We start from the raw sequence: 25708 nt of genomic DNA, 5'->3' as shown, positions 1-25708 counted from the left end.
TCCCCCTGTAGACGATTTTGACCGCGGTTGCACCGGGGTTGCACCGAAAGCGTTCGCACTTCGCGCCATGTTGGTGCAACAAACCATTTTTGCCCATAAATGGTGCGGAGTGCTTCGCAAAAATAAACAATAACGCATCAAAATCTTTACATTAAGCCAAACTAAATGCTAACAAGCTCATACAAATACTGCACTTTAAGATTGCAGACGATTCCCGAAAGCGCCGCCTTACGGCAGAGCTAACGGGAATAACAACACATACACACAATCACAATGGGTATCACTAGCGTCCCTGGCGTTAAGGATAAGGAGTTGGATATGCAATTACGTAAACTGGCCGCCGCAATGCTGGTCATGGGAGTGACCGCCGGTCTGGCGCACGCTGAAGATGCCGCCCCGGCCGCAGGTCAGAGCACGCTGGATAAAATCGCTAAAAATGGGGTGATCGTCGTCGGCCACCGCGAATCTTCCGTACCATTCTCCTACTACGATAACCAACAGAAAGTGGTGGGTTACTCTCAGGATTACTCCAACGCTATCGTTGAAGCCATCAAGAAAAAACTGAACAAACCCGATCTGCAGGTGAAGCTGATTCCGGTCACCTCGCAGAACCGTATCCCGCTGCTGCAGAACGGCACCTATGATTTCGAGTGCGGCTCCACCACCAACAACCTGGAGCGCCAGAAACAGGCCGCCTTCTCTGACACGATCTTCGTCGTCGGCACCCGTCTGCTGGTGAAAAAAGGCGGCCCGATTAAAGACTTCCCGGATCTGAAAGACAAAGCGGTGGTCGTCACCTCCGGTACCACCTCGGAAGTCCTGCTGCATAAGCTCAACGACGAGAAGAAAATGAACATGCGCATCATCAGCGCGAAAGATCACGGTGACTCCTTCCGTACTCTGGAAAGCGGCCGCGCGGTGGCCTTTATGATGGATGATGCCCTGCTGGCCGGCGAGCGCGCAAAAGCGAAGAAACCGGATAACTGGGAAATCGTCGGTACGCCGCAATCGAAAGAGGCCTATGGCTGCATGCTGCGTAAAGACGACGCGTCGTTCAAAACGCTGGTCGATGACACCGTCGCCCAGGCGCAGACCTCCGGCGAAGCGGCAAAATGGTTCGACACCTGGTTCAAGAACCCGATTCCGCCGAAAAATCTGAACCTGAACTTCGAACTGTCCGACGACATGAAGGCGCTGTTCAAATCACCGAATGATAAAGCTCTTAACTAATTAAAAAAACAGGGGCTCGACAAAGTAGCCCTCCCGATTGTTGCCTTCGCACGGACAGACTATACGGCGGCTGGTCGTTCCCCAGCCGCCGCGAATACCGAAACAAGCAGGGCAACAATCTTCGAGGGTAGCGCTGCTACCCTTTTTTTTCTGGAGTTTATTTATGTCAATAGACTGGAACTGGGGAATATTCCTGCAACCCGCCCCGTTCGGCAACACCACTTACTTAGGCTGGTTATGGAGCGGCTTTCAGGTTACCGTCGCACTGTCGATTAGCGCCTGGATTATCGCTTTCCTTGTCGGCTCGCTGTTCGGCATTCTGCGTACCGTCCCTAACCGCTGGTTAGCCGGGATTGGTACCTGTTACGTCGAACTGTTTCGTAACGTTCCACTGATCGTGCAGTTCTTTACCTGGTACCTTGTTATTCCGGAATTTCTGCCGGAAAACGTCGGTATGTGGTTTAAATCCGAGCTGGATCCCAATATTCAGTTCTTTGTCTCCTCAATGCTGTGCCTCGGGCTGTTTACCGCCGCCCGCGTCTGCGAGCAGGTCCGCGCCGCGATACAGTCCCTTCCACGCGGGCAAAAAAATGCCGGCCTGGCGATGGGCCTGACCCTGCCGCAAACCTATCGCTACGTGCTGCTGCCGAACGCTTATCGCGTTATCGTGCCGCCGATGACCTCGGAAATGATGAACCTGGTAAAAAACTCGGCCATCGCTTCCACCATCGGCCTGGCGGATATGGCGGCGCAGGCCGGCAAGTTACTGGATTACTCTGCCCACGCCTGGGAATCGTTTACCGCGATCACCCTCGCCTATGTCTTCATCAACGCCGTCATTATGCTGGTGATGTACGTGGTTGAACGTAAAGTTCGTCTGCCGGGCAATATGGGAGGCAAATAATGTACGATTTTGACTGGAGTTCAATTGTTCCTTCCATGCCCTACCTGCTGGCAGGATTGGTCATTACGCTGAAAATCACCGTCACGGCGATTATTTTCGGTATCGTTTGGGGCACCATTCTGGCGGTGATGCGCCTGTCAAGCTTCCTGCCGCTGGCGTGGTTTGCCAAAACTTACGTTAACGTTTTCCGCTCGATTCCGCTGGTGATGGTGCTGCTGTGGTTCTATCTGATCGTTCCCGGATTCCTGCAAAACGTGCTGGGGCTGTCGCCGAAAACCGATATTCGCCTGATTTCGGCAATGGTGGCATTTTCGATGTTTGAAGCGGCCTACTATTCGGAAATTATTCGCGCCGGTATCCAGAGCATTTCCCGCGGTCAATCAAGCGCCGCGCTGGCGCTGGGAATGACCCACTGGCAATCGATGAAGCTGGTGATCCTGCCGCAGGCCTTCCGCGCGATGGTCCCGCTGCTATTAACCCAGGGGATTGTGCTGTTCCAGGATACCTCACTGGTGTATGTCCTGAGTCTGGCCGATTTCTTCCGTACCGCCTCTACTATTGGCGAGCGCGACGGAACCCAGGTGGAAATGATCCTGTTCGCAGGCGCCGTTTATTTTGTATTTAGTCTCAGCGCATCGCTGTTGGTCAGCTGGTTGAAGAAAAGGACTGTGTAATGATTACCCTGAAAAATATTTCAAAATGGTATGGTCACTTTCAGGTGCTGACCGATTGCTCCACCGAAGTGAAAAAAGGCGAAGTCGTCGTGGTCTGCGGGCCGTCTGGCTCCGGTAAATCGACGCTGATTAAAACCGTTAACGGCCTGGAGCCGGTCCAGCAAGGCGAAATTATCGTTGATGGCACCCAGGTTAACGATAAGAAAACCAATCTTGCTAAATTGCGTTCCCGCGTCGGCATGGTATTCCAGCACTTTGAACTGTTCCCGCATCTGTCGATCATCGACAATCTGACGCTGGCGCAAATTAAGGTTCTTAATCGCGATAAAGAATCTTCCCGTAAAAAGGGTCTCAAATTATTGGAGCGCGTGGGCCTGGCGGCTCATGCGGAAAAATATCCGGCGCAGCTCTCCGGCGGTCAGCAGCAGCGTGTCGCGATCGCCCGCGCGCTGTGTATGGATCCGATTGCGATGCTGTTCGATGAGCCGACCTCAGCGCTTGACCCGGAGATGATCAACGAAGTGCTGGATGTCATGGTCGAACTGGCTAACGAAGGCATGACCATGATGGTAGTGACGCACGAAATGGGCTTTGCCCGTAAAGTAGCCAACCGGGTCATCTTTATGGATGAAGGTAAAATTGTCGAAGATGTCGATAAAGAAGCCTTCTTCGCCAACCCGCAATCAGAACGCGCGAAAGATTTCCTCGCCAAAATCCTGCACTAAAATCCCAGCGCGCACCTCATGTGCGCGCCTTCTTTCCCCCTGCAATATTGCACACATATATTAGTGGTTTATTTTAAGACTATCTCTATTAAGTCAGTAAATGAATCAGCCGCCGCGCCCAATAATTCACATTCTAAATTAGTTTAATTCATATAAAATTCAGTTTCCTTCGCATAGCTAAGCGTTACCGCCACAGCTAACATACCCCCCGTTAAAAACGGCTTCAGGGAAAATTTCTCTACATAACATTACGCTTAAATAAAAATAATTTTTCTAAAGATGCACCTGCGCGCTTAAAAACACGACACACCCATTCAATGAAACAAATGGATCTTGCTTCATGTTTAATAAACACAATCTGATTCACGCCCTGCTAATTTTATTTTTATATCAGCAGCAGGCTATTGCCAGCACCATTGCCTCGGCCACAACGAATCAAAATGAGCAGGATAAAGCGCGTCAGGCGGCGCTAACGCCACAGCACCAGGGCACTCAAGCTTCGCAAATTAATACCGACAGACAAACGCTAACGTTTCCCGAGGAAAAAAACTGTCGGTTAATCAACACCATTCGTATCGATTCCGCCGAGCCGGGGCTCACACATAAGCTACTGGATAATCTCACGTCTCAAGCTCTGCATCGTTGCCTTGGGATTAACGGCATTCAGTACCTCGCCATGGCATTACAAAATGAGTTAATCGCCCGCGGTTATATCACTTCATTAGTGACTATCCCGGAACAGTCATTGACGCAAGGGACACTAAAGCTCGAGCTGGCGTATGGCAGAATCGGTGAAATACTCTGGTCAACGACAAGTGAGCAACCCACCAGTATCTGGAACAATATCCCCGCGAGTGAGGGAGATATTCTGCGCCTCTCTGACCTGGAACAGGGGATGGAAAACCTGCTTCGCCTGCCGGGAAGTTCAGCGAATATGCAAATCTTGCCGGGACAGCGGGAGGCGGAAAGCAATCTGATGCTTACGCGTCGTCTGGATAAAAAGTGGCAGGTCGGCGCCTGGGTTGATGATGCTGGCAGCCGCGCCAGCGGCCGCTATCAGGCCGGCGGCGCGCTCTATTTGTATGATGTCACCACGCTCAACGATATTTTCTATGTCTCCGGCGGCGGCGATATTGAATTTAATCAGCATAATGACGGCAACCAGAATGGCAGTCTTTATTACTCGATCCCCTTCGGCTACTGGTCATTAAGTCTTTACGGTTCGCAGAGTCAATATAGACAGCTGTTCAAAGGCGCCTGGTCGCAAACGGACTATAAAAGTAAAAACCGCTACTACAGCGCTACGCTGTCGCGACTCCTGTCGCATACTCGTCAGCAACAGACATCGCTGGATTTACGCATCGCAAAAAGCGCTTCACGCTACTACTTTGGCGGTGAGGAGCTCGGGGTGATGCGCAAACAAAACCCGACATGGGAGCTGACGCTACGCCAGCAACGTTATTTCGATAAAAAAGTCGTCGCCGCCAGTCTGGGGCTACAACACCGCCTTCCATGGCTAAGCTCCGTCGCTACGCCAGAAGAAAAAGCAGGCCTGTTCAGCAAGCGTTCACGCGTCGTGCACGCCGACTTGCAGGCTTTGATGAAATTCGATTTAACCGGCGACAAATTCAGTTACGCACCGCATTTTAATGCGCAATACAGCCCGGATATTCTCTCTTCGGATAACCAATTTAATATTGGCAACCGCTGGACGGTCCGCGGATTTGATGGCGAATATACTCTCTCAGGCAATCAGGGCTGGTACTGGAGTAATGATTTTATCTGGGATATTGCCGGCCCGGAACAGCAATTTTATTTAGGATTAGATATTGGTCGTATTATTGGCAGCGAACAATATCGGCAAGGGAAAGTGATTTCAGGTGCGGTTAGCGGATTACGTGGCAAGCTGCTTTCCACGCAATATGATCTTTTTATCGGTACGCCGCTAAGTAAGCCGGATAACTTTCAGAGCGACTCGATCAATATGGGCTTCGCATTGAAATGGAAGTATTAAAACCAACATATTGCCAATCATATTTAAAGGAATGAATTCATGTTTAAGTTTAAATTAACCTATGTTGCTTTAGCAGCAGCGTTAAGCTCGACGGTAGTGTATGCCGACCCGACGACTTATACCCATCTATCAGGCGCAAAGGTAGTGGATATTGAAGCGCCAAATGCTGCAGGCGTTTCGCACAACCTGTATCGTGAATTTAACGTTGACGGCAACGGTTTAATACTCAATAACAGCAGCAGTGATATTGATCACGCGACTTTTGGCAATATCGCTAAAAACAACAATCTGACCAACGGCGGGGCGTCGGTGATCCTCAATGAAGTCACCTCCAATAAAGCCAGTTCACTGAATGGTTTTATTGAAGTCGCCGGTCTAAAAGCCGACGTCGTCATTGCCAACCCCAATGGCATTACCTGCTCCGGGTGTAGTTTCGTTAACACCAACAAGGCGGTATTAACCACCGGCCAGGTCAATCTGACCGATGAAGGCGCTATCGGCAGCTATACCATTACCAAGGGCAAAGTCACTATCGGTGAAAAGGGTATGGATGCTTCCACCAGCTATGCCGCATTGCTGGCAGACGCCGTCGCCATCAATGGTATGGTCAACGCCGGTAGTTCCGTGGTCGGTGGCGGTAATTTCACCTTCGATAACAGCACGGGCGTTATGACATCCGCAGGAAAAACCGCCACCATGCTGCAAATGCTCAATCCGGTATATAGCATTGATATCAGCAGCCTTGGTGGCATTAAAGCCAACAGCATCAGTATGGTCGGAAACAATCTAGGCTTCGGCGTACGTAATAAAGGCTCTATCACCGCCAACTCTTCACTTTCCATGACCAACAATGGATTACTGACCAACGATGGGTCCATCACCAGTAATGGCCTTCTCACCAGCATCGCCGCCTCCGGTAACTTCACCAATAACGGTACGCTGACGACTAAAAACTTGACGAAAATCACCACCTACGGCGCACTCACTAACGGCGGTAAGGGCACTATCAGCTCCACTAAACAATTAGTTCTGAGTGCCGTAGGCAATTTACAAAATAGTGGAACGATTAGCGCTACCTCCAATCTGATCGCCGCCAGCAACGGAGCGATAACCAACAACGCCGGGGCTAAAATCACTTCGGGCGCCCAGATTACCGCCACATCAATAGGTAATTTCACCAATGCCGGCACCATCAGCGGTAAAAATACCGTATTGAACTTTGTCGGCAGCAACTTTAAAAATACCGGCGCTATCAGCGCGACAGGTAAGGTTACCGTCAAGTCGTTAAATCAGGACAACACCACCAACACCGGTGAGATTTATAATCAGGGCAGCATGACCGGTGAAAATATCGATATGCTAACGAATGGGACTCTGGCGCAAAGCGCCAATGGAACAATGACGGCCACCAACGCCATTACCGCTCACAGCTATTGGCTGAATAATAATGGCGCGATGAACGCCGGCAGTATTACAACCGACCACGGCCCGGTAAACAATACCGGCACCATAATAGCAAATACAATTTCGATCACCAGCACCGGAGATATTGTTAACGAAGGCACTATCTACAGCACCGGTGATTTGCTGCTGGACACGCAAAACAAAGCGAATATCTACAACTATTATTTACTACAGGCGGATGACACCCTGACCCTGACCGCGAAAAAAATCGTTAATAGCGGTCGCGGCTGCGGCTGGTTAAAGTGGAGTACCTGTGATATCGGCACCATTCGTACTAACAAGCTGATACTAAACTCATCGCATAACTATACCAATGAAATGGGCGGTTATCAGTACTTTAAGATTGCGGAAATCAATACCGTTCTGTAATAACTCAGCGATGCGCAGCACAATGCGCATCGCTGCTTTACCGATTACGGTTCAAAGGGTCGACGCTGGAACTGGTCATGCCCACATTTTGGGCAGCGCGGCAGCACATCCGGTGTGTACACCGCCAGATGGTAATGACACTTTTCGCATACCAGATTACCCAGCCCCACCACCTCTCCACTGTGATAAACCCCGTGGTGGTTCAAGTCCTGGAATACTTCGCGCCATTCAAGCTGCGTTTTATCCGTAATATCCGCAAGTTCCTGCCACAGGCTCTCTTTGATGACCCGCATGAAGACGCTGTCGCTATCGTCTTCATGGCTCTCTTCGTAGCTGCGGGCAAATTCTTCTAAATCGCGCTTTACCGCCGCGATCAGCGACTCGACCTCGCTCTGCGTCAGATCGCCTGCCTGGGTGATTTTCTCCCTCGCCTGCTTCACCAGCGCGTCAATGTCACGCTCTCCATTGCGCAGCCGTTCACTGAGCGAGGAGACCAGTTCCCGGTAATATTGAGCAACCTTGTTCATCATTTCGCCTCCGGTGTGATTAACTGCTTCTAATAATAGACGTTATCTGCGGTTTGCTTTGCCAGCCGCGCCACAGAGTCGTGAAAAATTCTGCTTCGCTTTTGCCGATGTTAATGTGCGAAAGGCTGTTTTGACGTGGACGTTTGGGCTATGCTATGCCGATCTGAAATAACACATCCATTGGCTACATTTTGTAGCTGTATTGAAAACAGGACCACTGGCTGCCATGCAAGAGCAATACCGCCCGGAAGAGATAGAATCGAAAGTCCAGCTTCACTGGGACGAAAATCGTACATTTGAAGTAACTGAAGACGAGAGCAAAGAGAAGTATTACTGCCTGTCGATGCTTCCTTATCCTTCTGGTCGACTACACATGGGTCACGTGCGTAACTACACCATCGGCGACGTCATCGCGCGCTATCAGCGCATGCTGGGCAAAAACGTCCTGCAGCCGATCGGTTGGGATGCGTTTGGTCTGCCTGCGGAAGGCGCGGCGGTGAAAAACAATACCGCCCCGGCGCCGTGGACCTACGACAACATCGCATACATGAAAAACCAGCTGAAAAAGCTGGGCTTCGGCTATGACTGGAGCCGTGAAATTGCGACCTGCACCCCGGAATACTACCGCTGGGAGCAAAAATTCTTCACCGAGCTGTATAAAAAAGGCCTGGTGTACAAGAAAACCTCCGCGGTCAACTGGTGTCCGAATGACCAGACCGTGCTGGCTAACGAACAGGTTATCGACGGCTGCTGCTGGCGCTGCGACACCAAGGTTGAGCGTAAAGAAATCCCGCAGTGGTTTATTAAAATCACCGCCTACGCCGATGAACTGCTCAACGATCTGGACAATCTGGACCACTGGCCAGACACCGTTAAGACCATGCAGCGCAACTGGATCGGCCGCTCTGAAGGGGTGGAAATCTCCTTTGACGTCAACGACTACGCCGATAAGCTGACCGTCTACACCACCCGCCCGGATACCTTTATGGGCTGCACCTACCTGGCGGTCGCTGCGGGTCACCCGTTGGCCCAGCAGGCTGCGGCTAACAATCCGGCGCTGGCCGCCTTTATTGACGAATGCCGTAACACCAAAGTTGCCGAAGCCGACATGGCGACAATGGAGAAAAAAGGCGTCGACACCGGCTTTAAAGCTATTCACCCGCTGACCGGCGAAGCGATTCCGGTATGGGCGGCGAACTTCGTGCTGATGGAATACGGTACCGGCGCGGTGATGGCCGTCCCGGGTCACGACCAACGCGACTACGAGTTTGCCAGCAAATACGGCCTGAACATCAAGCCGGTTATCCTCGCCGCCGACGGTTCCGAGCCGGATCTCTCCGAGCAGGCGCTGACTGAAAAAGGCGTGCTGTTTAATTCCGGCGAATTTAGCGGCCTGGATTACGAAGCGGGCTTCAACGCCATCGCCGATAAATTGGCCGCGATGGGCGTTGGCGAGCGCAAAGTTAACTACCGCCTGCGCGACTGGGGGGTTTCCCGCCAGCGTTACTGGGGCGCGCCAATTCCGATGGTGACCCTGGAAGACGGTACCGTGATGCCGACGCCGGAAGATCAGCTGCCGGTTATTCTGCCGGAAGACGTGGTCATGGACGGCATCACCAGTCCGATCAAAGCCGACCCGGAGTGGGCGAAAACCACCGTTAACGGCATGCCGGCGCTGCGTGAAACCGACACCTTTGACACCTTTATGGAGTCTTCCTGGTACTACGCGCGCTATACCTGCCCGCAGTACGATAAAGGCATGCTGGACCCGAATGCCGCGAACTACTGGCTGCCGGTGGATATCTATATCGGCGGTATCGAACACGCGATTATGCACCTGCTCTATTTCCGCTTCTTCCACAAGCTGATGCGCGATGCCGGTATGGTGAACTCCGATGAGCCAGCCAAACAGCTGCTGTGCCAGGGCATGGTACTGGCCGATGCGTTCTACTACGTCGGCGAAAACGGCGAGCGTAACTGGGTATCACCGATTGACGCTACCGTTGAGCGTGATGAAAAAGGCCGCATCGTTAAAGCCTTCGATCCGCAGGGCCGCGAGCTGGTGTACACCGGCATGAGCAAAATGTCCAAGTCGAAGAACAACGGTATCGACCCGCAGGTGATGGTTGAACGCTACGGCGCGGATACCGTACGTCTGTTCATGATGTTCGCGTCTCCGGCGGAAATGACCCTGGAGTGGCAGGAATCCGGCGTAGAAGGCGCGAACCGCTTCCTGAAACGCGTCTGGAAACTGGTTTACGAGCATACCTCTCAGGGCCCGGCTGTCGCTCTGGATGTGGCAAGCCTCAGCGAAGATCAGCAAGCGCTGCGTCGCGACGTGCATAAAACGATTGCCAAAGTGACCGATGATATCGGCCGTCGTCAGACCTTCAATACCGCCATTGCCGCGGTGATGGAGCTGATGAACAAACTGGCGAAAGCGCCGCAGGAAGGCGAGCAGGATCGCGCGCTGATGCGTGAGGCTCTGCTGGCAGTCGTACGTATGCTCAACCCGTTCACCCCGCATGCCTGCTTCACCCTGTGGCAAGAACTGGGCGGCGAAGGCGATATCGACAACGCGCCGTGGCCGGTAGCGGACGAAAGTGCAATGGTTGAAAACACGACTCTGGTCGTCGTCCAGGTAAACGGTAAAGTTCGTGGTAAAATTACCGTTGCGGTAGATGCAACCGAGGAGCAGGTTCGTGAACGTGCAGGCCAGGAACATCTGGTCGCAAAATACCTTGAAGGCGTGACCGTACGTAAAGTGATTTACGTTCCGGGCAAACTGCTCAATCTGGTCGTTGGCTAAGCGCGGGAGGAAGCGTGCGATATCTGGCAACAATGCTGTTATCTCTGGCGGTGTTAATCACCGCCGGTTGCGGCTGGCATCTGCGTAGCAATACGCAGGTTCCAACCACAATGAAAACTATGATTTTCCAGTCAAGCGATCCGAACGGTCCGTTAAGCCGTGCGGTACGTAATCAGCTGCGTTTGAATGGCGTTGAGCTGATCGATGCCGATACGCTGCGTAAGGACGTTCCGTCCCTGCGTCTGGGTAACTCATCCATTCAGAAAGATACGGCATCCATTTTCCAGGATGGTCGTACTGCTGAATACCAGATGGTGCTGACCGTTAACGCCACCGTATTGATCCCGGGTCATGACATTTACCCAATCAATACCAAGGTTTATCGTTCATTCTTCGATAACCCGCAGGCGGCGCTGGCGAAAGATGCCGAGCAGGACATGATTGTTCGTGAGATGTACGACAAGGCCGCGGAGCAGCTGATCCGCAAATTGCCGAGCGTGCATGTTGCGGATGTCGAAGCCACCAAAGAGGCTGAGCAACCGGTGTCTGGAACCCCGGCCGCCTCGACCTCCGGCAACCGCGTTTCCACTACGCTGGGTAACTGATGATTCGGTTGTACCCGGAACAACTCCGCGCGCAGCTCACTGAAGGGCTGCGCGCGGCGTATTTATTGCTTGGTAACGATCCGCTGTTGTTACAGGAAAGCCAGGATGCCATCCGCGAAGCCGCGGCCGCCCAGGGCTTTACCGAACATCACACCGCGACCATCGATGCCAGCACCGACTGGCCCGCCCTTTTCTCCTTAAGTCAGGCGCTGAGCCTCTTTTCCAGCCGCCAGACGCTTCTGCTTATTCTGCCGGAAAACGGTCCGAATGCGGCGATTAACGAACAGCTAGCCACGCTGGTCGGTATGCTGCATGAAGATCTGCTGCTGATTGTCCGCGGCAATAAGCTTACCAAAGCCCAGGAAAACGCAGCATGGGTGACCGCGCTTGCCAGCCGCGCCGTACAGGTCAGCTGTCAGACGCCGGAATACGCGCAGCTACCGCGCTGGCTGGCCGCCCGCGCTAAGCAGAACAAGCTGCAATTAGATGAAGCCGCCAGCCAACTGCTGTGCTACTGCTATGAAGGTAATCTGCTGGCGTTAGCGCAGGCGCTGGAGCGGCTCTCGCTGCTGTGGCCTGACGGCAAGCTGACGTTGCCTCGCGTTGAACAGGCGGTGAATGATGCCGCCCACTTCACGCCATATCACTGGGTCGATGCCCTGCTGGCCGGCAAGAGCAAGCGCGTACTGCACGTCCTGCAGCAACTGCGCCTTGAAGGCTGCGAACCCGCCATTTTGCTGCGCACGCTGCAGCGCGAACTGCTGCTGCTGGTGAACCTGAAGCGCCAGTCGGCGCATACGCCGCTGCGTACGCTGTTTGATAAACACCGGGTCTGGCAGAACCGCCGTCAACTGGTGGGTGACGCGCTCACGCGCCTCAGCGCCGAGCAACTGCGCCAGGCCGTCACGTTATTAACCCGCGCCGAGCTCACCTTCAAACAAGATTATGGCCAGTCAATATGGCCCGAGCTGGAAAGTCTTTCGTTACTGCTCTGCCATAAAGCGCTGGCGGACGTTTTCATTGATGGTTGATATGACTCAGTTGCAGGCGATGTACGGCGGCACCTTCGATCCGGTGCATTATGGCCACCTGAAGCCGGTAGAAATTCTGGCGAACCAGATCGGTCTTAACCGGGTGATCATCGTCCCCAATAACGTCCCGCCGCATCGTCCGCAGCCGGAGGCCACCAGCGCCCAGCGCGTACATATGCTCGAGCTGGCGATAGCGGATAAACCGCTGTTTGTCCTCGATGAGCGCGAGCTGCGGCGCGATACCCTCTCCTGGACGGCGCAAACGTTGCAGGAGTGGCGACAGGAACAGGGTCCCGACCGACCGCTGGCGTTTATTATTGGTCAGGATTCGCTGTTGACCTTCCCCACCTGGCATAACTACGCCACGATCCTCGATAACGCCCATCTGATCGTCTGCCGGCGTCCGGGATATCCACTGGCGATGAATCGCGAAGAAGATCAGCAATGGCTCGATAAACATCTCACCCACGATATCGAGCTGTTACATAACCGCCCCGCCGGCGCTATCTATCTGGCGGAAACGCCGTGGTTCGATATTTCCGCCACGCTGATTCGTCAGCGTCTGCAGCAGGGGGTCTCCTGCGCCGATATGCTGCCCGCGGCCGTGCTGGACTACATTCACCAGCAGAAGCTCTATTGCTGAGAACCCGCTGCGGGGATATCGTTACGCTACGCGATTTCCACGGAGTGCATCATGAAATTATGGCTGGTTCGCCACGGCGAAACGCAGGCTAACGTCGACGGGCTGTATAGCGGTCACGCCCCAACCCCGCTCACCGAACGCGGTATCCAGCAGGCGCGCTCGCTGGGTGACTGTCTGCGGGAGGTACCTTTCGAGCTGGTATTGTGCAGCGAGCTGGAGAGGACCCAGCATACCGCCGACCTGGTGCTCGCTGGTCGGCTAATCCCACGGCAAGTGATTCCTTCGTTGAATGAGATGTTTTTTGGCGATTGGGAAATGCGCCACCATCGCGATCTGCAAAAAGAAGATCCGCAGAACTACGCCGCATGGTGCAAAGACTGGCAGAACGCCGCGCCGACCAATGGCGAAAGCTTCCAGGCCTTCGCGCAGCGTATCGCGGCTTTTGTCGCCACCCTCGGGCAATATCAGCCGCGGGATAACCTGCTGATCGTCGGCCACCAGGGCGCTTTAAGCCTGTTAATCGCACTCTTATTGCAGATGCCTGCCTCAGCAATGTGGCATTTTCCCCTCGCCCACGGCTGCTGGAGCCTTATCGAACGACGCGACGATTTTACAACCCTGCGGGTATTAAATAGCCAGGCGCAGTGGCGCGCGGAATAAGAATTCATGACCGCCCATTGACAGCCCCGAGCAGGCTGCTATTCTCCGCAGCCAGGCTACACCCGCTATACGCATCTTACAGAAATTGTTTTACAAAAATGGCGATGCATTCGTCGGCAAGGGATGGGATGATAGCCCGCTTTCAAGGGCTGAAAGCTGACTTTTCTCCCGACATTGCCATGACTTCGGGTATACTGTCAGGCTCGTTATTGTTATCACTCTTCACGCACCCAGGGGGAACACTTGCAGGGTAAAGCACTCCAGGATTTTGTTATCGACAAAATTGATGACCTGAAAGGTCAGGACATCGTCGCCATTGATGTACATGGCAAATCCAGCATCACCGATTGCATGATTATTTGCACCGGCACGTCTACGCGCCACGTGATGTCCATCGCCGACCATGTGGTGCAGGAATCCCGCGCCGCCGGGATGCTGCCGCTGGGCGTTGAAGGTGAAGCCGCCGCCGACTGGATCGTGGTCGATCTGGGCGACGTAATGGTTCACGTCATGCAGGAAGAGAGCCGTCGTTTGTACGAGCTGGAAAAACTCTGGAGTTAATGCGTGAAGCTACAATTGGTGGCCGTTGGCACCAAAATGCCGGACTGGGTTCAGACCGGCTTTAGCGAATATCTGCGCCGTTTTCCAAAAGATATGCCGTTCGAACTGGTAGAGATCCCTGCCGGTAAGCGCGGAAAAAATGCCGATATCAAACGCATCCTCGAAAAAGAGGGCGAAATGATGCTGGCGGCCGCAGGCAAGAACCGTATCGTGACCCTGGATATTCCCGGTAAGCCCTGGGATACGCCGCAGCTGGCGCGAGAACTGGAACGCTGGAAGCAGGATGGCCGGGACGTCAGTTTACTCATTGGCGGCCCGGAAGGTCTCTCTCCGGCCTGCAAAGCGGCAGCGGAACAGAGTTGGTCCCTTTCCACGCTCACATTGCCTCACCCGTTAGTTCGCGTGCTGGTGGCTGAGAGCCTGTATCGTGCGTGGAGCATTACGACTAACCACCCTTACCACCGTGAGTAATGATGACCTGGGTAGACTAAGCAGCGAATGAAATTACAGAATTCTTTCCGCGACTATACGGCTGAATCCTCGCTGTTTGTACGCCGGGCGCTGGTCGCTTTTACGGGCATTTTGTTGCTTACCGGCGTGCTGATTGCCAACCTCTACAACGTACAGATTGTCCGTTTCAACGACTATCAAACGCGTTCCAATGAAAACCGTATTAAGCTGGTCCCCATTCCGCCCAGCCGCGGCATTATCTACGATCGCAACGGCACGCCGCTGGCGCTGAACCGCACCATCTATCAGTTAGAGATGATGCCGGAAAAAGTCGATAACGTGCAGCAGACGCTGGATGCGCTGCGCGACGTCGTCGACCTGACCGACGACGACATCGCCGGCTTTAAAAAAGAGCGCGCGCGCTCTCACCGCTTCACCTCAATTCCGGTGAAGGTCAATCTTAATGAAGTCCAGGTGGCGCGCTTCGCCGTAAACCAGTACCGCTTCCCCGGCGTCGAAGTCAAAGGCTACAAGCGCCGCTACTATCCCTATAACTCCGCCCTGACCCACGTTATCGGCTACGTCTCTAAAATTAACGATAAAGACGTCGATCGCCTGGATAAAGAGGGCAAGCTGGCTAACTACGCGTCGACCCACGACATCGGTAAGCTGGGAATCGAGCGCTATTATGAAGACGTGCTGCACGGGCAAACCGGTTATGAAGAGGTTGAAGTCAACAACCGCGGCCGCGTTATTCGCCAGTTAAAAGAAGTGCCTCCGCAGGCCGGACGCGATATCTACTTAACCCTTGATTTGAAGCTGCAGCAGTATATCGAAACGCTGCTGGCGGGCAGCCGCGCGGCGGTAGTGGTCACCGACCCGCGCAGCGGCGCGATTCTGGCGCTGGTTTCAACCCCGAGCTACGATCCCAACCTGTTTGTCGATGGTATCTCCAGCAAAGATTATTCCGGACTCCTCAACGATCCGAATACCCCTCTGGTTAACCGCGCCACGCAGGGGGTCTATCCACCCGCCTCGACGGTAAAACCCTACGTCGCCGTCTCGGCCTTGAGCGCCGGCGTCATTACCCGCAATACCAGTCTGTTCGACCCCGGCTGGTGGCAGTTGCCTGGCTCGGAAAAACGCTATCGCGACTGGAAGAAATGGGGCCACGGTCACCTGAACGTCACTAAAGCGCTGGAAGAGTCCGCGGATACCTATTTCTATCAGGTCGCCTATGATATGGGCATCGACCGCCTTTCCGAATGGATGAGTAAATTCGGCTACGGCGACTACACCGGCGTCGACCTGGCGGAAGAGCGCTCCGGCAACATGCCAACTCGCGAATGGAAGCTCAAGCGCTTTAAGAAACCCTGGTACCAGGGCGACACCATCCCGGTCGGTATCGGCCAGGGCTACTGGACCGCTACGCCGATTCAGATGAACAAAGCGCTGATGATCCTGATAAATGACGGTGTGGTTAAAGTCCCTCACCTGCTGCAAAGCACGCTTGAAGACGGTAAACAGGTACCGTGGGTTCAGCCGCATGAACCGCCGGTCGGCGATATTCATTCCGGCTATTGGGAAATCGCTAAAGACGGGATGTATGGCGTTGCCAACCGCGGCAACGGTACCGCGCACAAATACTTTGCCAGCGCGCCGTATAAGATTGCGGCGAAGTCCGGTACCGCGCAGGTATTCGGCCTGAAAGCCAACGAAACCTATAACGCGCACCGAATTTCCGAGCGTCTGCGTGACCACAAGCTCATGACGGCGTTTGCGCCTTACAACAACCCCCAGGTCGCGGTGGCGATGATCCTGGAGAATGGCGGCGCCGGCCCGGCGGTCGGTACCATTATGCGCCAGATCCTCGATCACATCATGCTGGGTGATAACAACACCAATCTGCCGAGTGAGAACCCGGCGGTGACGGCGGGGGAGGATCAATAATGACCGATAATCCGAACAAAAAATCGCTATGGGATAAAATCCATCTTGACCCAACGATGCTGCTCATTCTGCTGGCGCTGCTCACCTACAGCGCGCTGGTTATCTGGAGCGCCAGCGGCCAGGACGTAGGCATGATGGAGCGCAAAATCGGCCAAATCGCCATGGGCGTGGTGATTATGATCGTGATGGCGCAGATCCCGCCGCGGGTATATGAGGGCTGGGCGCCCTACCTGTATATTTTCTGTATTATTTTGCTGGTTGCCGTAGACGCCTTCGGCGCTATCTCCAAAGGCGCACAGCGCTGGCTCGATCTCGGTATTGTGCGTTTTCAGCCCTCGGAGATTGCCAAAATAGCGGTGCCGCTGATGGTGGCGCGGTTCATAAACCGCGATGTCTGTCCGCCTTCACTGAAGAATACCGCCATCGCGCTGGTCCTGATCTTCCTGCCGACCCTGCTGGTTGCGGCGCAGCCAGACCTCGGCACTTCAATTTTGATCGCCCTCTCCGGCCTGTTTGTTCTGTTCCTCTCCGGCCTGAGCTGGCGCTTAATCGGCATCGCGGTGGTACTTGTCGCCGCCTTCATTCCGATTTTATGGTTCTTCCTGATGCACGACTACCAGCGTCAGCGCGTAATGATGCTGCTCGATCCGGAGACCGATCCGCTGGGCGCGGGCTATCATATTATTCAGTCCAAAATCGCTATTGGTTCCGGCGGATTACGCGGTAAAGGCTGGTTGCATGGTACTCAGTCGCAGCTCGAATTCCTGCCAGAGCGCCATACCGACTTTATCTTCGCCGTACTGGCGGAAGAGCTGGGGCTCATCGGGGTGTTGATCCTGCTGGCATTGTACATTTTGCTTATCATGCGCGGACTATGGATCGCCGCCCAGGCGCAAACCACCTTTGGCCGCGTCATGGCAGGCGGTTTAATGTTGATTTTATTCGTTTATGTCTTCGTAAATATTGGTATGGTAAGTGGTATTTTGCCGGTGGTGGGGGTACCTTTGCCGCTGGTCAGCTACGGGGGCTCAGCCCTAATCGTATTGATGGCCGGGTTTGGTATCGTTATGTCGATCCATACCCACAGAAAAATGTTGTCGAAAAGCGTTTAAGGGGTTCGCAATGCGTAAGCAATGGCTGGGGATCTGCATAGCAGCAGGGCTGCTGGCGGCATGTTCAGGTGAAGACGTTCAGCAGAAGACGGTTAGCGTCCCGCAGCCGGCTGTCTGTAATGGTCCGACGGTAGAAATCAGCGGCGCCGATCCGCATTTCGAAACGCTGAATGCCACGGCCAATCAGGATTATGAGCGCGACGGCAAAAGCTATAAAATCGTCCAGGATCCGGCTAACTTCACCCAGACCGGTCTGGCGGCAATTTATGATGCCGAACCGAACAGCAACCTGACCGCCTCTGGCGAAGCGTTCGATCCGACACAGCTTACCGCCGCGCATCCTACGTTGCCTATCCCAAGCTATGCGCGTATCACTAACCTGGCCAATGGCCGGATGATCGTAGTGCGCATTAACGATCGTGGCCCGTACGGCAATGACCGGGTCATTTCCCTGTCCCGCGCCTCAGCGGACCGCCTGAACACTTCTAACAATACTAAAGTTCGTATCGATCCAATTATTGTCTCTCAGGACGGCGCGTTATCCGGTCCAGGTATGGCGTGCACCACCGTCGCCAAACAGACCTATGCCTTGCCTTCGCGTCCAAACCTTGATGGCGATGGTTCCGCGGCCATCTCACCGGCCGACCAATCAAACGTTCATGCCATTAGCAACTCAACGCTTAAGCCTGAAGATAACGTGGGCGCGCCGGTTAACGGTAGTGGATTCCTCGGCGCTCCGACGCCGCTGAATAATGGCGTACTGGAAGGTAGCGAACCCGCTACTGCTGCGCCTGCCGCCGTCGCCGCAACGCCTGCAACGCCCAGCGCGCCGGTTACCGCGCCTGGCTCGATTCAAGGTAGCGTCGCGCCTGCCGCGACCGCAACAGCAGCAGCAACCGCCGCTGTTGCCGCGCCAAACGCCGGCACCAGCGGCGAGTTCGTCGTGCAGGTCGGCGCCGTTAGCGACCAGGCTCGCGCCCAGCAATATCAGCAGCGCCTGAGCCAACAGTTCGCCGTTCCCGGCCGTGTGATGCAAAACGGCGCCGTATGGCGGATTCAACTGGGTCCATTTGCCAGTAAGTCGCAAGCGACGACGGTACAACAGCGTCTGCAAAACGAAGCGCAGCTACAATCATTTATTACTCGCGCCAACTAAACGTGACGCCGCGGTATCTCCCGCCACAGCATATGTAAAAGTCGTTAACAAAGTCATATGCAATGTCGGATGCCGCTGCGAAACGCATTTGTTATAGTAAGGCACTTTTTTTAATTTCATCACGGATGCCGTTGTTCTAACCATGAAGACCTCTTTCACCGCTCGTTTACTCGTTACGGCCCTCTCCGTTGCGGCACTGTCTACCGCTGCCCGCGCCGATGACCTGAATATGAAAACCATGATCCCAGGCGCTCCGCAGATCGATGCTGAATCCTGGGTTCTTATCGATTACAACTCAGGTAAAGTGCTGGCGGAAAACAACGCCGACGCCCGCCGCGATCCGGCGAGCCTGACCAAAATGATGACCAGCTATGTCATAGGCCAGGCCATGAAGGCGGGCAAATTCAAAGAATCCGATCTGGTCACCGTGGGTAACGACGCGTGGGCAACCGGTAACCCGGTGTTTAAAGGTTCTTCCCTGATGTTCCTGAAGCCGGGCATGCAGGTGCCGGTTTCGCAGTTGATCCGCGGCATCAACCTGCAATCCGGTAACGATGCCTGCGTGGCGATGGCCGACTACGTCGCCGGCAGCCAGGACGCATTTGTCAGCCTGATGAACAACTACGTAAACGCGTTGGGCCTGAAAAATACCCATTTCCAGACCGTTCACGGCCTGGACGCCGACGGCCAGTACAGTTCCGCGCGTGACATGGCGCTGATCGGCCAGGCGCTGATCCGCGACGTACCGAATGAGTATTCCATCTACCGTGAGAAAGAGTTCACCTTTAACGGTATTCGCCAGCTGAATCGTAACGGCCTGCTGTGGGATAACAGCCTCAACGTCGACGGCATTAAAACCGGCCATACCGACAAAGCCGGCTACAACCTGGTTGCCTCCGCTACCGAAGGCCAGATGCGCCTGATCTCCGCGGTGATGGGCGGGCGTACTTACAAAGGTCGTGAGTCCGAAAGCAAGAAACTGCTGACCTGGGGCTTCCGCTTCTTCGAAACCGTGAACCCCATTAAAGCAGGTAAAGAGTTCGCCTCTGAACCGGCCTGGTTCGGCGATAGCGATCGCGCTTCTCTGGGCGTAGATAAAGACGTCTATCTGACTATCCCGCGCGGGCGCATGAAAGACCTGAAAGCCAGCTATGTACTGAACAACACCGAACTGCACGCGCCGCTGCAGAAAAACCAGGTGGTCGGTACCATTAACTTCCAGCTGGATGGCAAAACTATCGATCAGCGTCCGTTAGTGGTGCTGCAGGAAATTCCGGAAGGGAATTTCTTCGGCAAAATCATTGATTACATTAAGTTAATGTTCCATCACTGGTTTGGTTAAAAATTGAACACTTGAAAGTGTGATTTCTATCCCCATATACTATTCATCAAAGAAACCTGATAACTCCCACATCACGTGGGAGTTATTATTTTAGTCGTCACACCGGAGCTGACATGAAAACCAAACTTAACGAACTGCTTGAATTCCCTACGCCATTTACTTACAAAGTAATGGGGCAGGCGTTGCCTGAGCTGGTTGATCAGGTGGTGGAAGTGGTACAGCGCCATGCGCCTGGTGATTACTCTCCGTCAGTAAAACCGAGCAGCAAAGGTAACTACCACTCGGTCTCCATCACCATTAACGCCACCCACATCGAACAGGTCGAAGCCCTGTACGAAGAGTTGGGCAATATCGAAATCGTGCGGATGGTGCTGTAATCCCTCGCCTTACCCGGCCTCAAGCGCCGGGTAATTCTCCTTCTTTCGCTGTGATATACTCTCCCCACTTAAGTCATCCCTCTCGGCGGAGACGTTGTTTTGCAGCACAATACCATTCTTATTCGACAACTCGGCCTGCAACCTTACGAACCCATCTCGCAGGCAATGCATGAATTTACCGACAGTCGTGACGACACGACGCTGGATGAAATCTGGCTGGTAGAACATCACCCGGTGTTTACTCAGGGTCAGGCCGGCAAAGCCGAACACGTACTGGTACCCGGTGATATCCCGGTCATTCAGAGCGACCGCGGCGGCCAGGTGACCTATCACGGGCCAGGCCAACAGGTGATGTATGTCTTGCTGAATCTTAAACGGCGTAAACTCGGCGTGCGCGAATTAGTGACGCTGCTGGAGCAGACCGTGGTCAATACGCTGGCGGAGTATCAGATTGAATCTCATCCTCGCGCCGATGCGCCGGGAGTTTACGTTGGTGAACAGAAAATCTGCTCGCTGGGACTGCGTATTCGTAAAGGTTGTTCTTTCCACGGGCTGGCGCTGAATGTGGCAATGGATTTGACGCCGTTCCTGCGTATTAATCCGTGTGGCTATGCCGGCATGGAGATGACGCAAATGCGCCAGTGGCAGCCGCAGGCCGCTACAGAAAACGTCGCGCCGCGGCTGGTCGCCAACCTGCTGGCGCTGCTGAACAACCCACCGCATGAATATGTCGCCGCTTGATGCGCACCGCGCTCTGAACCTTCAGAGCGCAACTCCTTATTAATACTTCATATTTGCAATCAATTGTCACGCAACGCCACATCATCGCCCGCTATAATAAGCCTATGACCCAACGACCGGATCCGCGAGTGGCCGACAATCATCCCCCATTGGAAAACAACGAACAGCCAGAAGATCGGCAGATCTTTCGTATTCTGCGTAATATCGATCTTAATCTGTTAACTATCTTCGAAGCCGTGTACGTCCATAAAGGCATCGTCAATGCGGCGAAGGTGCTCAATATCACGCCTTCGGCCATTAGCCAGTCGATCAATAAACTACGGGCTCTGTTCCCCGACCCTCTCTTTATTCGAAAAGGACAGGGGGTGACGCCGACGGCTTTTGCGACTCACCTGCATCAATATATCAGCCAGGGGATGGAAGCCTTTCTCAATGCGCTGGATTTGGGCAGCAGCTCGCAGCAGCAGCGCGTGCTCACCATCGCTACCGCGCCGACCATCGGCGCATTGGTGATGCCAACCATCGCCAACGCGTTAAAAGCGCGGTTTCCTCAAGTATTGCTGCACAATATTGCGATTACCGATGCCGCCAGCCAGCTCAACCAGCGGCAGGTTGATTTGCTAATCGATACCTATAACCATAGCGGGCTGGCCATTGCGCATCAGGTGCTGTTTTCCGAGCCGGTTGTTATGTTTTGCCGCGAAAATCACCCAATTTTGCCTCTTCCGCTGACGCGGGAAAATCTACAGCAGTTTGAGTTTGCGCTGCTGCTGCCGGAAGGACAGCGCTACCCTGCCCTGCATCGGCAACTTGATGAATTCATCGGGGAACGGAGGTGCGGTTTTAGCAGCTATAACCTGTTGACTCAGGCGGCGATGATGAATAATAGCGATTTGCTGGGGCTGACGCCTGAGAGTATGTTCGCGCTGGTGGCGAAGATCTGGCCTCTACAGGCGATGCCTTTCCCGCCGTTACAAGACCAGCGCATTGATTTCTCGCTACATTACAACCGGCAAAGCGCCCAGGAGCCGTTACTGAAAGAGATTATCGACACTATTCTGCAAACTTATTCCCGCTAACCGCACGCGAGGGAAAAGGATAAAACAACAACTATTTTACAATTTGCCGGGCAACCAGGCTGCTTTCAACCCCGTATCAATGATATACTGCCTGTCCTTAGTTCAAAAATAGTTGATAAATACAACATTTGATTGAATTAATTCGCTTTCCTTCGTGACTCGCAACTGGAACACGCACGCTATGAGTAAACCCATTGTGATGGAACGCGGTGTTAAGTACCGCGACGCCGATAAAATGGCCCTTATCCCGGTGAAAAACGTGGCAACTGAGCGTGAAGCTCTGCTCAGAAAACCGGAATGGATGAAAATCAAACTTCCGGCTGACTCGTCCCGTATTCAGGGGATCAAGGCAGCGATGCGTAAGAATGGCCTGCACTCCGTGTGCGAAGAAGCCTCTTGCCCGAACCTTGCCGAGTGCTTCAACCACGGCACCGCGACCTTTATGATCCTCGGCGCTATCTGTACTCGCCGTTGCCCATTCTGCGATGTGGCCCACGGTCGTCCGGTGACGCCTGATGCCAACGAGCCGCAAAAACTGGCGCAAACCATCGCCGATATGGGGCTGCGCTATGTGGTGGTGACTTCCGTTGACCGCGACGATCTTCGTGACGGCGGCGCGCAGCATTTCGCCGACTGCATCAGCGCTATCCGCGAGAAGAGCCCGAATATCAAAATTGAAACGCTGGTACCGGATTTCCGTGGTCGTATGGATCGCGCGCTGGATATCCTGAAAGTGACGCCGCCGGATGTGTTTAACCACAACCTGGAAAACGTACCGCGCCTGTATCGTCAGGTACGTCCGGGCGCAGATTATAACTGGTCGCTGAAGCTACTGGAGCGCTTTAAAGAAGCGCATCCGGAAATCCCGACCAAATCGGGTCTGATGGTCGGTCTTGGCGAAACCAATGAAGAGATCATCGAAGTGATGCGCGATCTGCGCCGTCATGGCGTTACCATGTTGACGCTGGGTCAGTATCTGCAGCCGAGCCGCCACCACCTGCCGGTACAGCGCTACGTCAGCCCGGAAGAGTTTGAAGAGATGAAAGCTGAAGCCATGGCGATGGGCTTTACCCATGCCGCCTGCGGCCCGTTCGTCCGCTCTTCCTATCATGCCGATCTGCAGGCAAAAGGTATGGAAGTAAAATAACCTCTGCCTTTCTCTGGCCGTCGTTCGCGGCGGCCTGATTTCTCCAGTTCCCCCCAACTTCCAACTTCCCGTTGTCACACTTCGTTTCATCTTTTCATCGCCAGAGTACCGGCAATAAAAAAGGCGACAACGAATACGCTGCCGCCTCTTTGCCGCCAGAGCTTCACACCCGGCCGCGACGCGCCCCCGTTCATCGGGAGCCCGTGATTAATTACTCTTTATGAGAGAGTTTCTGTGCCGGCGCTTCTTCCTCAGCGCTGGTCTTTTTGGCACTGTCATCGTCATCATTCATGGCTTTCTTGAAGCCTTTGATAGCCGAACCCAGGTCTCCACCCAGCGTGCGTAATTTTTTGGTACCAAACACTAAAATAATCAGCGCTGCGACTACCAGCAGTTTGGTAATACTAATCTCACCCATAGCTAACCTTCTTCTCTATACAAGCTCAAGCTGCGAATACGCCATCATACACATATACGCATACAATTAACGGCTATTTGACGCGCCGACACAATAGCAATCTGTAACAAGGTGAATCAAGCCTTGTTTAAAAAAACGTCACAATAATTGCGGTGGCGCAAATCTGCGATTACGCAGCACCGGCAAACTCTCACGCACCTGACGAATATAATCTGCGGATATCTCAGCAAAAATCAGCTGCGGTTGAGCGGCGGCGCCAGCAATAGTGGTACCGAGCGGATCGATAATCCGGCTCTGGCCGATATTACGCGTTCCGCACTCGCCTGCCGCAATAATATAGCAGGTAGTATCCAGCGCCCTTGCCGCCAGCAGCGTCGCCCAGTGATGTTCCTTCATAGGCCCGCGAACCCAGGCGGTCGGCAGCACCAGGACATCGGCCCCCTGTAACGCTAACGATAGCGCTAATTCGGGAAAGCGTAAATCGTAGCAGGTCATTAAGCCGATTCGCATCCCATTTACCTCTATTAAAGGAGGGATTTGCTCACCGGCATCCACCAGCCGTGACTCCTGCATATTAAACGCATCGTACAAATGGAGCTTCTGGTATTGTGCGCAAATTGCCCCTCGGCATATCGCCACCAGCGTATTGCTCGCGCGCCCTTCAGCAGAGGGCACGTGCAGCGTTAATATCGTGGTTAAGTCATTACGCCGGCTTTCGGCCAGCAGTTGCTGCATGAAACCGCCGTCCAGCGCCTGCGCTGATTTTACCGACATATCCGGATCGTTATCGGCCCGCGCCAGTAACGCCTCAGGCAAGACCAGTAACGAAGCGCCGCAGTCTGCCGCCTGACGCATCAGCTCAACGCAGATCTGCGCATTAGTTTGCCACTGCGCCGTGACGGCGAATTGCCCTGCTGCTACCCGCATCTCTTTCTCCCACTTGCGAATCCATAGCCAAAAACGCCTTTGTCGCGCTACACTCGACCCTCTACCTAACCAAATAGCAGGAAATGACCGTGTTACAACTCCTTTTAGCCGTTTTTGTTGGCGGCGGAACCGGCAGCGTGTTGCGCTGGTGGCTGGGCATGAAATTTAACCCAATGCATCATGCAATTCCCATTGGCACGCTAGTCGCTAACCTGCTGGGCGCATTTATAATCGGCGCCGGGTTGGCGTGGTTCAATCGCCTGACGCATGTTGATCCGATGTGGAAACTGCTTATTACCACCGGCTTCTGCGGTGGCCTGACGACCTTCTCCACCTTTTCCGCGGAGGTCGTGTTTCTGCTCCAGCAGGGACGTTTCAGCTGGGCGTTGCTAAACGTTCTCGTCAACCTACTTGGTTCTTTCGCCATGACCGCGACGGCATTCTGGCTGTTTTCACAGTCAGCCGCCCGTTAACGTCAGGCAAAAAAAAACCCGCTATGAGCGGGTTTTTATATTCTACTGACGTGTTGGTTAGATAGCCATTACGTTTGCAGCAGAAGGGCCTTTGGCACCGTTAGTGATTTCGAACTCTACGCGCTGACCTTCAGCCAGAGTTTTGAAACCGTTGGACTGGATTGCAGAGAAGTGTACGAATACATCTTTGCTGCCATCTTCCGGAGTAATGAAACCGAATCCTTTGGACTCATTAAACCACTTAACGTTACCTTTAATCTTAGACATCAAAATTACCTTTAAATTAAAAAACGACACTAATGCTGTGTCGGATACCAGTA

Annotated in this window: 26 protein-coding genes; 22 read left to right on the top strand and 4 right to left on the bottom strand. The window is 53.8% G+C overall.

The features are described 5' to 3' along the window. The first annotated feature begins 318 nt into the window (after window positions 1-318). The 6 genes from PGS10_RS03410 (at window position 319) to PGS10_RS03385 (ending at window position 7380) form a co-directional block, all read left to right on the top strand. The gene (locus PGS10_RS03410; protein WP_015367719.1) at window positions 319-1230 is read left to right on the top strand and encodes an amino acid ABC transporter substrate-binding protein; all 912 of its coding nucleotides are present in this window, start codon (window positions 319-321) and stop codon (window positions 1228-1230) included. Between the two features lie 163 nt (window positions 1231-1393). After that, entirely contained in the window at window positions 1394-2134 is a 741-nt protein-coding gene (locus PGS10_RS03405) for an amino acid ABC transporter permease (protein ID WP_045392974.1), read from the top strand. After that, window positions 2134-2808 (top strand): glutamate/aspartate ABC transporter permease GltK, encoded by a 675-nt coding sequence (gltK, locus tag PGS10_RS03400; RefSeq protein WP_045381494.1) that lies wholly within the window; start codon window positions 2134-2136, stop codon window positions 2806-2808. The genes PGS10_RS03405 and gltK overlap by 1 nt, the downstream gene beginning before the upstream one ends. Continuing rightward, window positions 2808-3533 (top strand): amino acid ABC transporter ATP-binding protein, encoded by a 726-nt coding sequence (locus PGS10_RS03395; RefSeq protein ID WP_015367722.1) that lies wholly within the window; start codon window positions 2808-2810, stop codon window positions 3531-3533. Before gltK ends, PGS10_RS03395 begins: the two co-directional genes overlap by 1 nt. A 340-nt stretch (window positions 3534-3873) precedes the next feature. After that, on the top strand, window positions 3874-5547 hold the full coding sequence (locus tag PGS10_RS03390) for a ShlB/FhaC/HecB family hemolysin secretion/activation protein (protein ID WP_316422450.1): 1674 nt from the start codon (window positions 3874-3876) through the stop codon (window positions 5545-5547). Between the two features lie 39 nt (window positions 5548-5586). Beyond that, window positions 5587-7380, top strand: coding sequence for a filamentous hemagglutinin N-terminal domain-containing protein (locus PGS10_RS03385; RefSeq protein WP_316422449.1), 1794 nt, complete (start codon window positions 5587-5589; stop codon window positions 7378-7380). Between the two features lie 44 nt (window positions 7381-7424). On the opposite strand, the gene PGS10_RS03380 is transcribed toward PGS10_RS03385, so the two are convergent. Next, a complete protein-coding gene (locus tag PGS10_RS03380; protein WP_045393055.1) occupies window positions 7425-7907 on the bottom strand; it encodes a zinc ribbon-containing protein in 483 nt (160 codons plus the stop codon). Between the two features lie 226 nt (window positions 7908-8133). Between PGS10_RS03380 and leuS the strand changes: the two genes are divergently transcribed. From leuS to lipA, 15 genes are all read left to right on the top strand, one after another. Next, window positions 8134-10716, top strand: a complete 2583-nt coding sequence (gene leuS, locus PGS10_RS03375; RefSeq protein ID WP_015704739.1) for a leucine--tRNA ligase — start codon at window positions 8134-8136, stop codon at window positions 10714-10716. A gap of 14 nt (window positions 10717-10730) precedes the next feature. After that, complete coding sequence (lptE, locus tag PGS10_RS03370; protein WP_047068301.1) at window positions 10731-11321, top strand: LPS assembly lipoprotein LptE; 591 nt, start codon at window positions 10731-10733, stop codon at window positions 11319-11321. After that, a complete protein-coding gene (gene holA / locus PGS10_RS03365) occupies window positions 11321-12352 on the top strand; it encodes a DNA polymerase III subunit delta (RefSeq protein ID WP_047049285.1) in 1032 nt (343 codons plus the stop codon). The genes lptE and holA overlap by 1 nt, the downstream gene beginning before the upstream one ends. Beyond that, window positions 12345-12995, top strand: a complete 651-nt coding sequence (gene nadD / locus PGS10_RS03360) for a nicotinate-nucleotide adenylyltransferase (protein WP_316422448.1) — start codon at window positions 12345-12347, stop codon at window positions 12993-12995. The genes holA and nadD overlap by 8 nt, the downstream gene beginning before the upstream one ends. A gap of 51 nt (window positions 12996-13046) precedes the next feature. Further along, complete coding sequence (locus tag PGS10_RS03355; protein WP_213292696.1) at window positions 13047-13655, top strand: adenosylcobalamin/alpha-ribazole phosphatase; 609 nt, start codon at window positions 13047-13049, stop codon at window positions 13653-13655. A 243-nt stretch (window positions 13656-13898) separates the two neighbouring features. Next, on the top strand, window positions 13899-14216 hold the full coding sequence (gene rsfS / locus PGS10_RS03350) for a ribosome silencing factor (RefSeq protein ID WP_002894623.1): 318 nt from the start codon (window positions 13899-13901) through the stop codon (window positions 14214-14216). Between the two features lie 3 nt (window positions 14217-14219). Continuing rightward, window positions 14220-14687, top strand: a complete 468-nt coding sequence (gene rlmH, locus PGS10_RS03345) for a 23S rRNA (pseudouridine(1915)-N(3))-methyltransferase RlmH (protein WP_015367732.1) — start codon at window positions 14220-14222, stop codon at window positions 14685-14687. A gap of 27 nt (window positions 14688-14714) precedes the next feature. After that, on the top strand, window positions 14715-16616 hold the full coding sequence (mrdA, locus tag PGS10_RS03340; RefSeq protein ID WP_045381467.1) for a peptidoglycan DD-transpeptidase MrdA: 1902 nt from the start codon (window positions 14715-14717) through the stop codon (window positions 16614-16616). After that, complete coding sequence (mrdB, locus tag PGS10_RS03335; RefSeq protein ID WP_008805635.1) at window positions 16616-17728, top strand: peptidoglycan glycosyltransferase MrdB; 1113 nt, start codon at window positions 16616-16618, stop codon at window positions 17726-17728. The genes mrdA and mrdB overlap by 1 nt, the downstream gene beginning before the upstream one ends. 10 nt (window positions 17729-17738) lie before the next feature. After that, complete coding sequence (gene rlpA / locus PGS10_RS03330) at window positions 17739-18884, top strand: endolytic peptidoglycan transglycosylase RlpA (RefSeq protein ID WP_049061571.1); 1146 nt, start codon at window positions 17739-17741, stop codon at window positions 18882-18884. A 142-nt stretch (window positions 18885-19026) separates the two neighbouring features. After that, a complete protein-coding gene (gene dacA / locus PGS10_RS03325; protein WP_015367735.1) occupies window positions 19027-20226 on the top strand; it encodes a D-alanyl-D-alanine carboxypeptidase DacA in 1200 nt (399 codons plus the stop codon). Between the two features lie 113 nt (window positions 20227-20339). Continuing rightward, on the top strand, window positions 20340-20603 hold the full coding sequence (ybeD, locus tag PGS10_RS03320) for a DUF493 family protein YbeD (protein ID WP_015367736.1): 264 nt from the start codon (window positions 20340-20342) through the stop codon (window positions 20601-20603). A 99-nt stretch (window positions 20604-20702) separates the two neighbouring features. Then, entirely contained in the window at window positions 20703-21344 is a 642-nt protein-coding gene (lipB, locus tag PGS10_RS03315) for a lipoyl(octanoyl) transferase LipB (protein ID WP_047049299.1), read from the top strand. Between the two features lie 104 nt (window positions 21345-21448). Further along, the gene (locus tag PGS10_RS03310) at window positions 21449-22423 is read left to right on the top strand and encodes a YbeF family transcriptional regulator (protein WP_228339439.1); all 975 of its coding nucleotides are present in this window, start codon (window positions 21449-21451) and stop codon (window positions 22421-22423) included. A gap of 181 nt (window positions 22424-22604) precedes the next feature. Then, window positions 22605-23570, top strand: a complete 966-nt coding sequence (gene lipA / locus PGS10_RS03305; RefSeq protein ID WP_015367739.1) for a lipoyl synthase — start codon at window positions 22605-22607, stop codon at window positions 23568-23570. A 211-nt stretch (window positions 23571-23781) separates the two neighbouring features. On the opposite strand, the gene tatE is transcribed toward lipA, so the two are convergent. Then, the gene (tatE, locus tag PGS10_RS03300; RefSeq protein ID WP_045381457.1) at window positions 23782-23988 is read right to left on the bottom strand and encodes a twin-arginine translocase subunit TatE; all 207 of its coding nucleotides are present in this window, start codon (window positions 23986-23988) and stop codon (window positions 23782-23784) included. A 138-nt stretch (window positions 23989-24126) separates the two neighbouring features. Then, complete coding sequence (locus tag PGS10_RS03295; protein WP_047049305.1) at window positions 24127-24915, bottom strand: deaminated glutathione amidase; 789 nt, start codon at window positions 24913-24915, stop codon at window positions 24127-24129. 89 nt (window positions 24916-25004) lie between these two features. On the opposite strand from PGS10_RS03295, the gene crcB reads away from it, so the two are divergent. After that, on the top strand, window positions 25005-25388 hold the full coding sequence (gene crcB / locus PGS10_RS03290) for a fluoride efflux transporter CrcB (RefSeq protein WP_045381622.1): 384 nt from the start codon (window positions 25005-25007) through the stop codon (window positions 25386-25388). A gap of 57 nt (window positions 25389-25445) precedes the next feature. Here the strand turns inward: crcB and cspE are convergent, their stop codons facing one another. After that, complete coding sequence (gene cspE / locus PGS10_RS03285) at window positions 25446-25655, bottom strand: transcription antiterminator/RNA stability regulator CspE (protein ID WP_012542460.1); 210 nt, start codon at window positions 25653-25655, stop codon at window positions 25446-25448. Window positions 25656-25708 lie beyond the last annotated feature (53 nt).

This window comes from Klebsiella sp. 141153, from assembly GCF_032601995.1.
GTDB classification, from domain to species: domain Bacteria; phylum Pseudomonadota; class Gammaproteobacteria; order Enterobacterales; family Enterobacteriaceae; genus Klebsiella; species Klebsiella aerogenes.
Note: the sequence above shows the minus strand (reverse complement) of the source record. Positions and strands in the feature narration are given on the sequence as shown.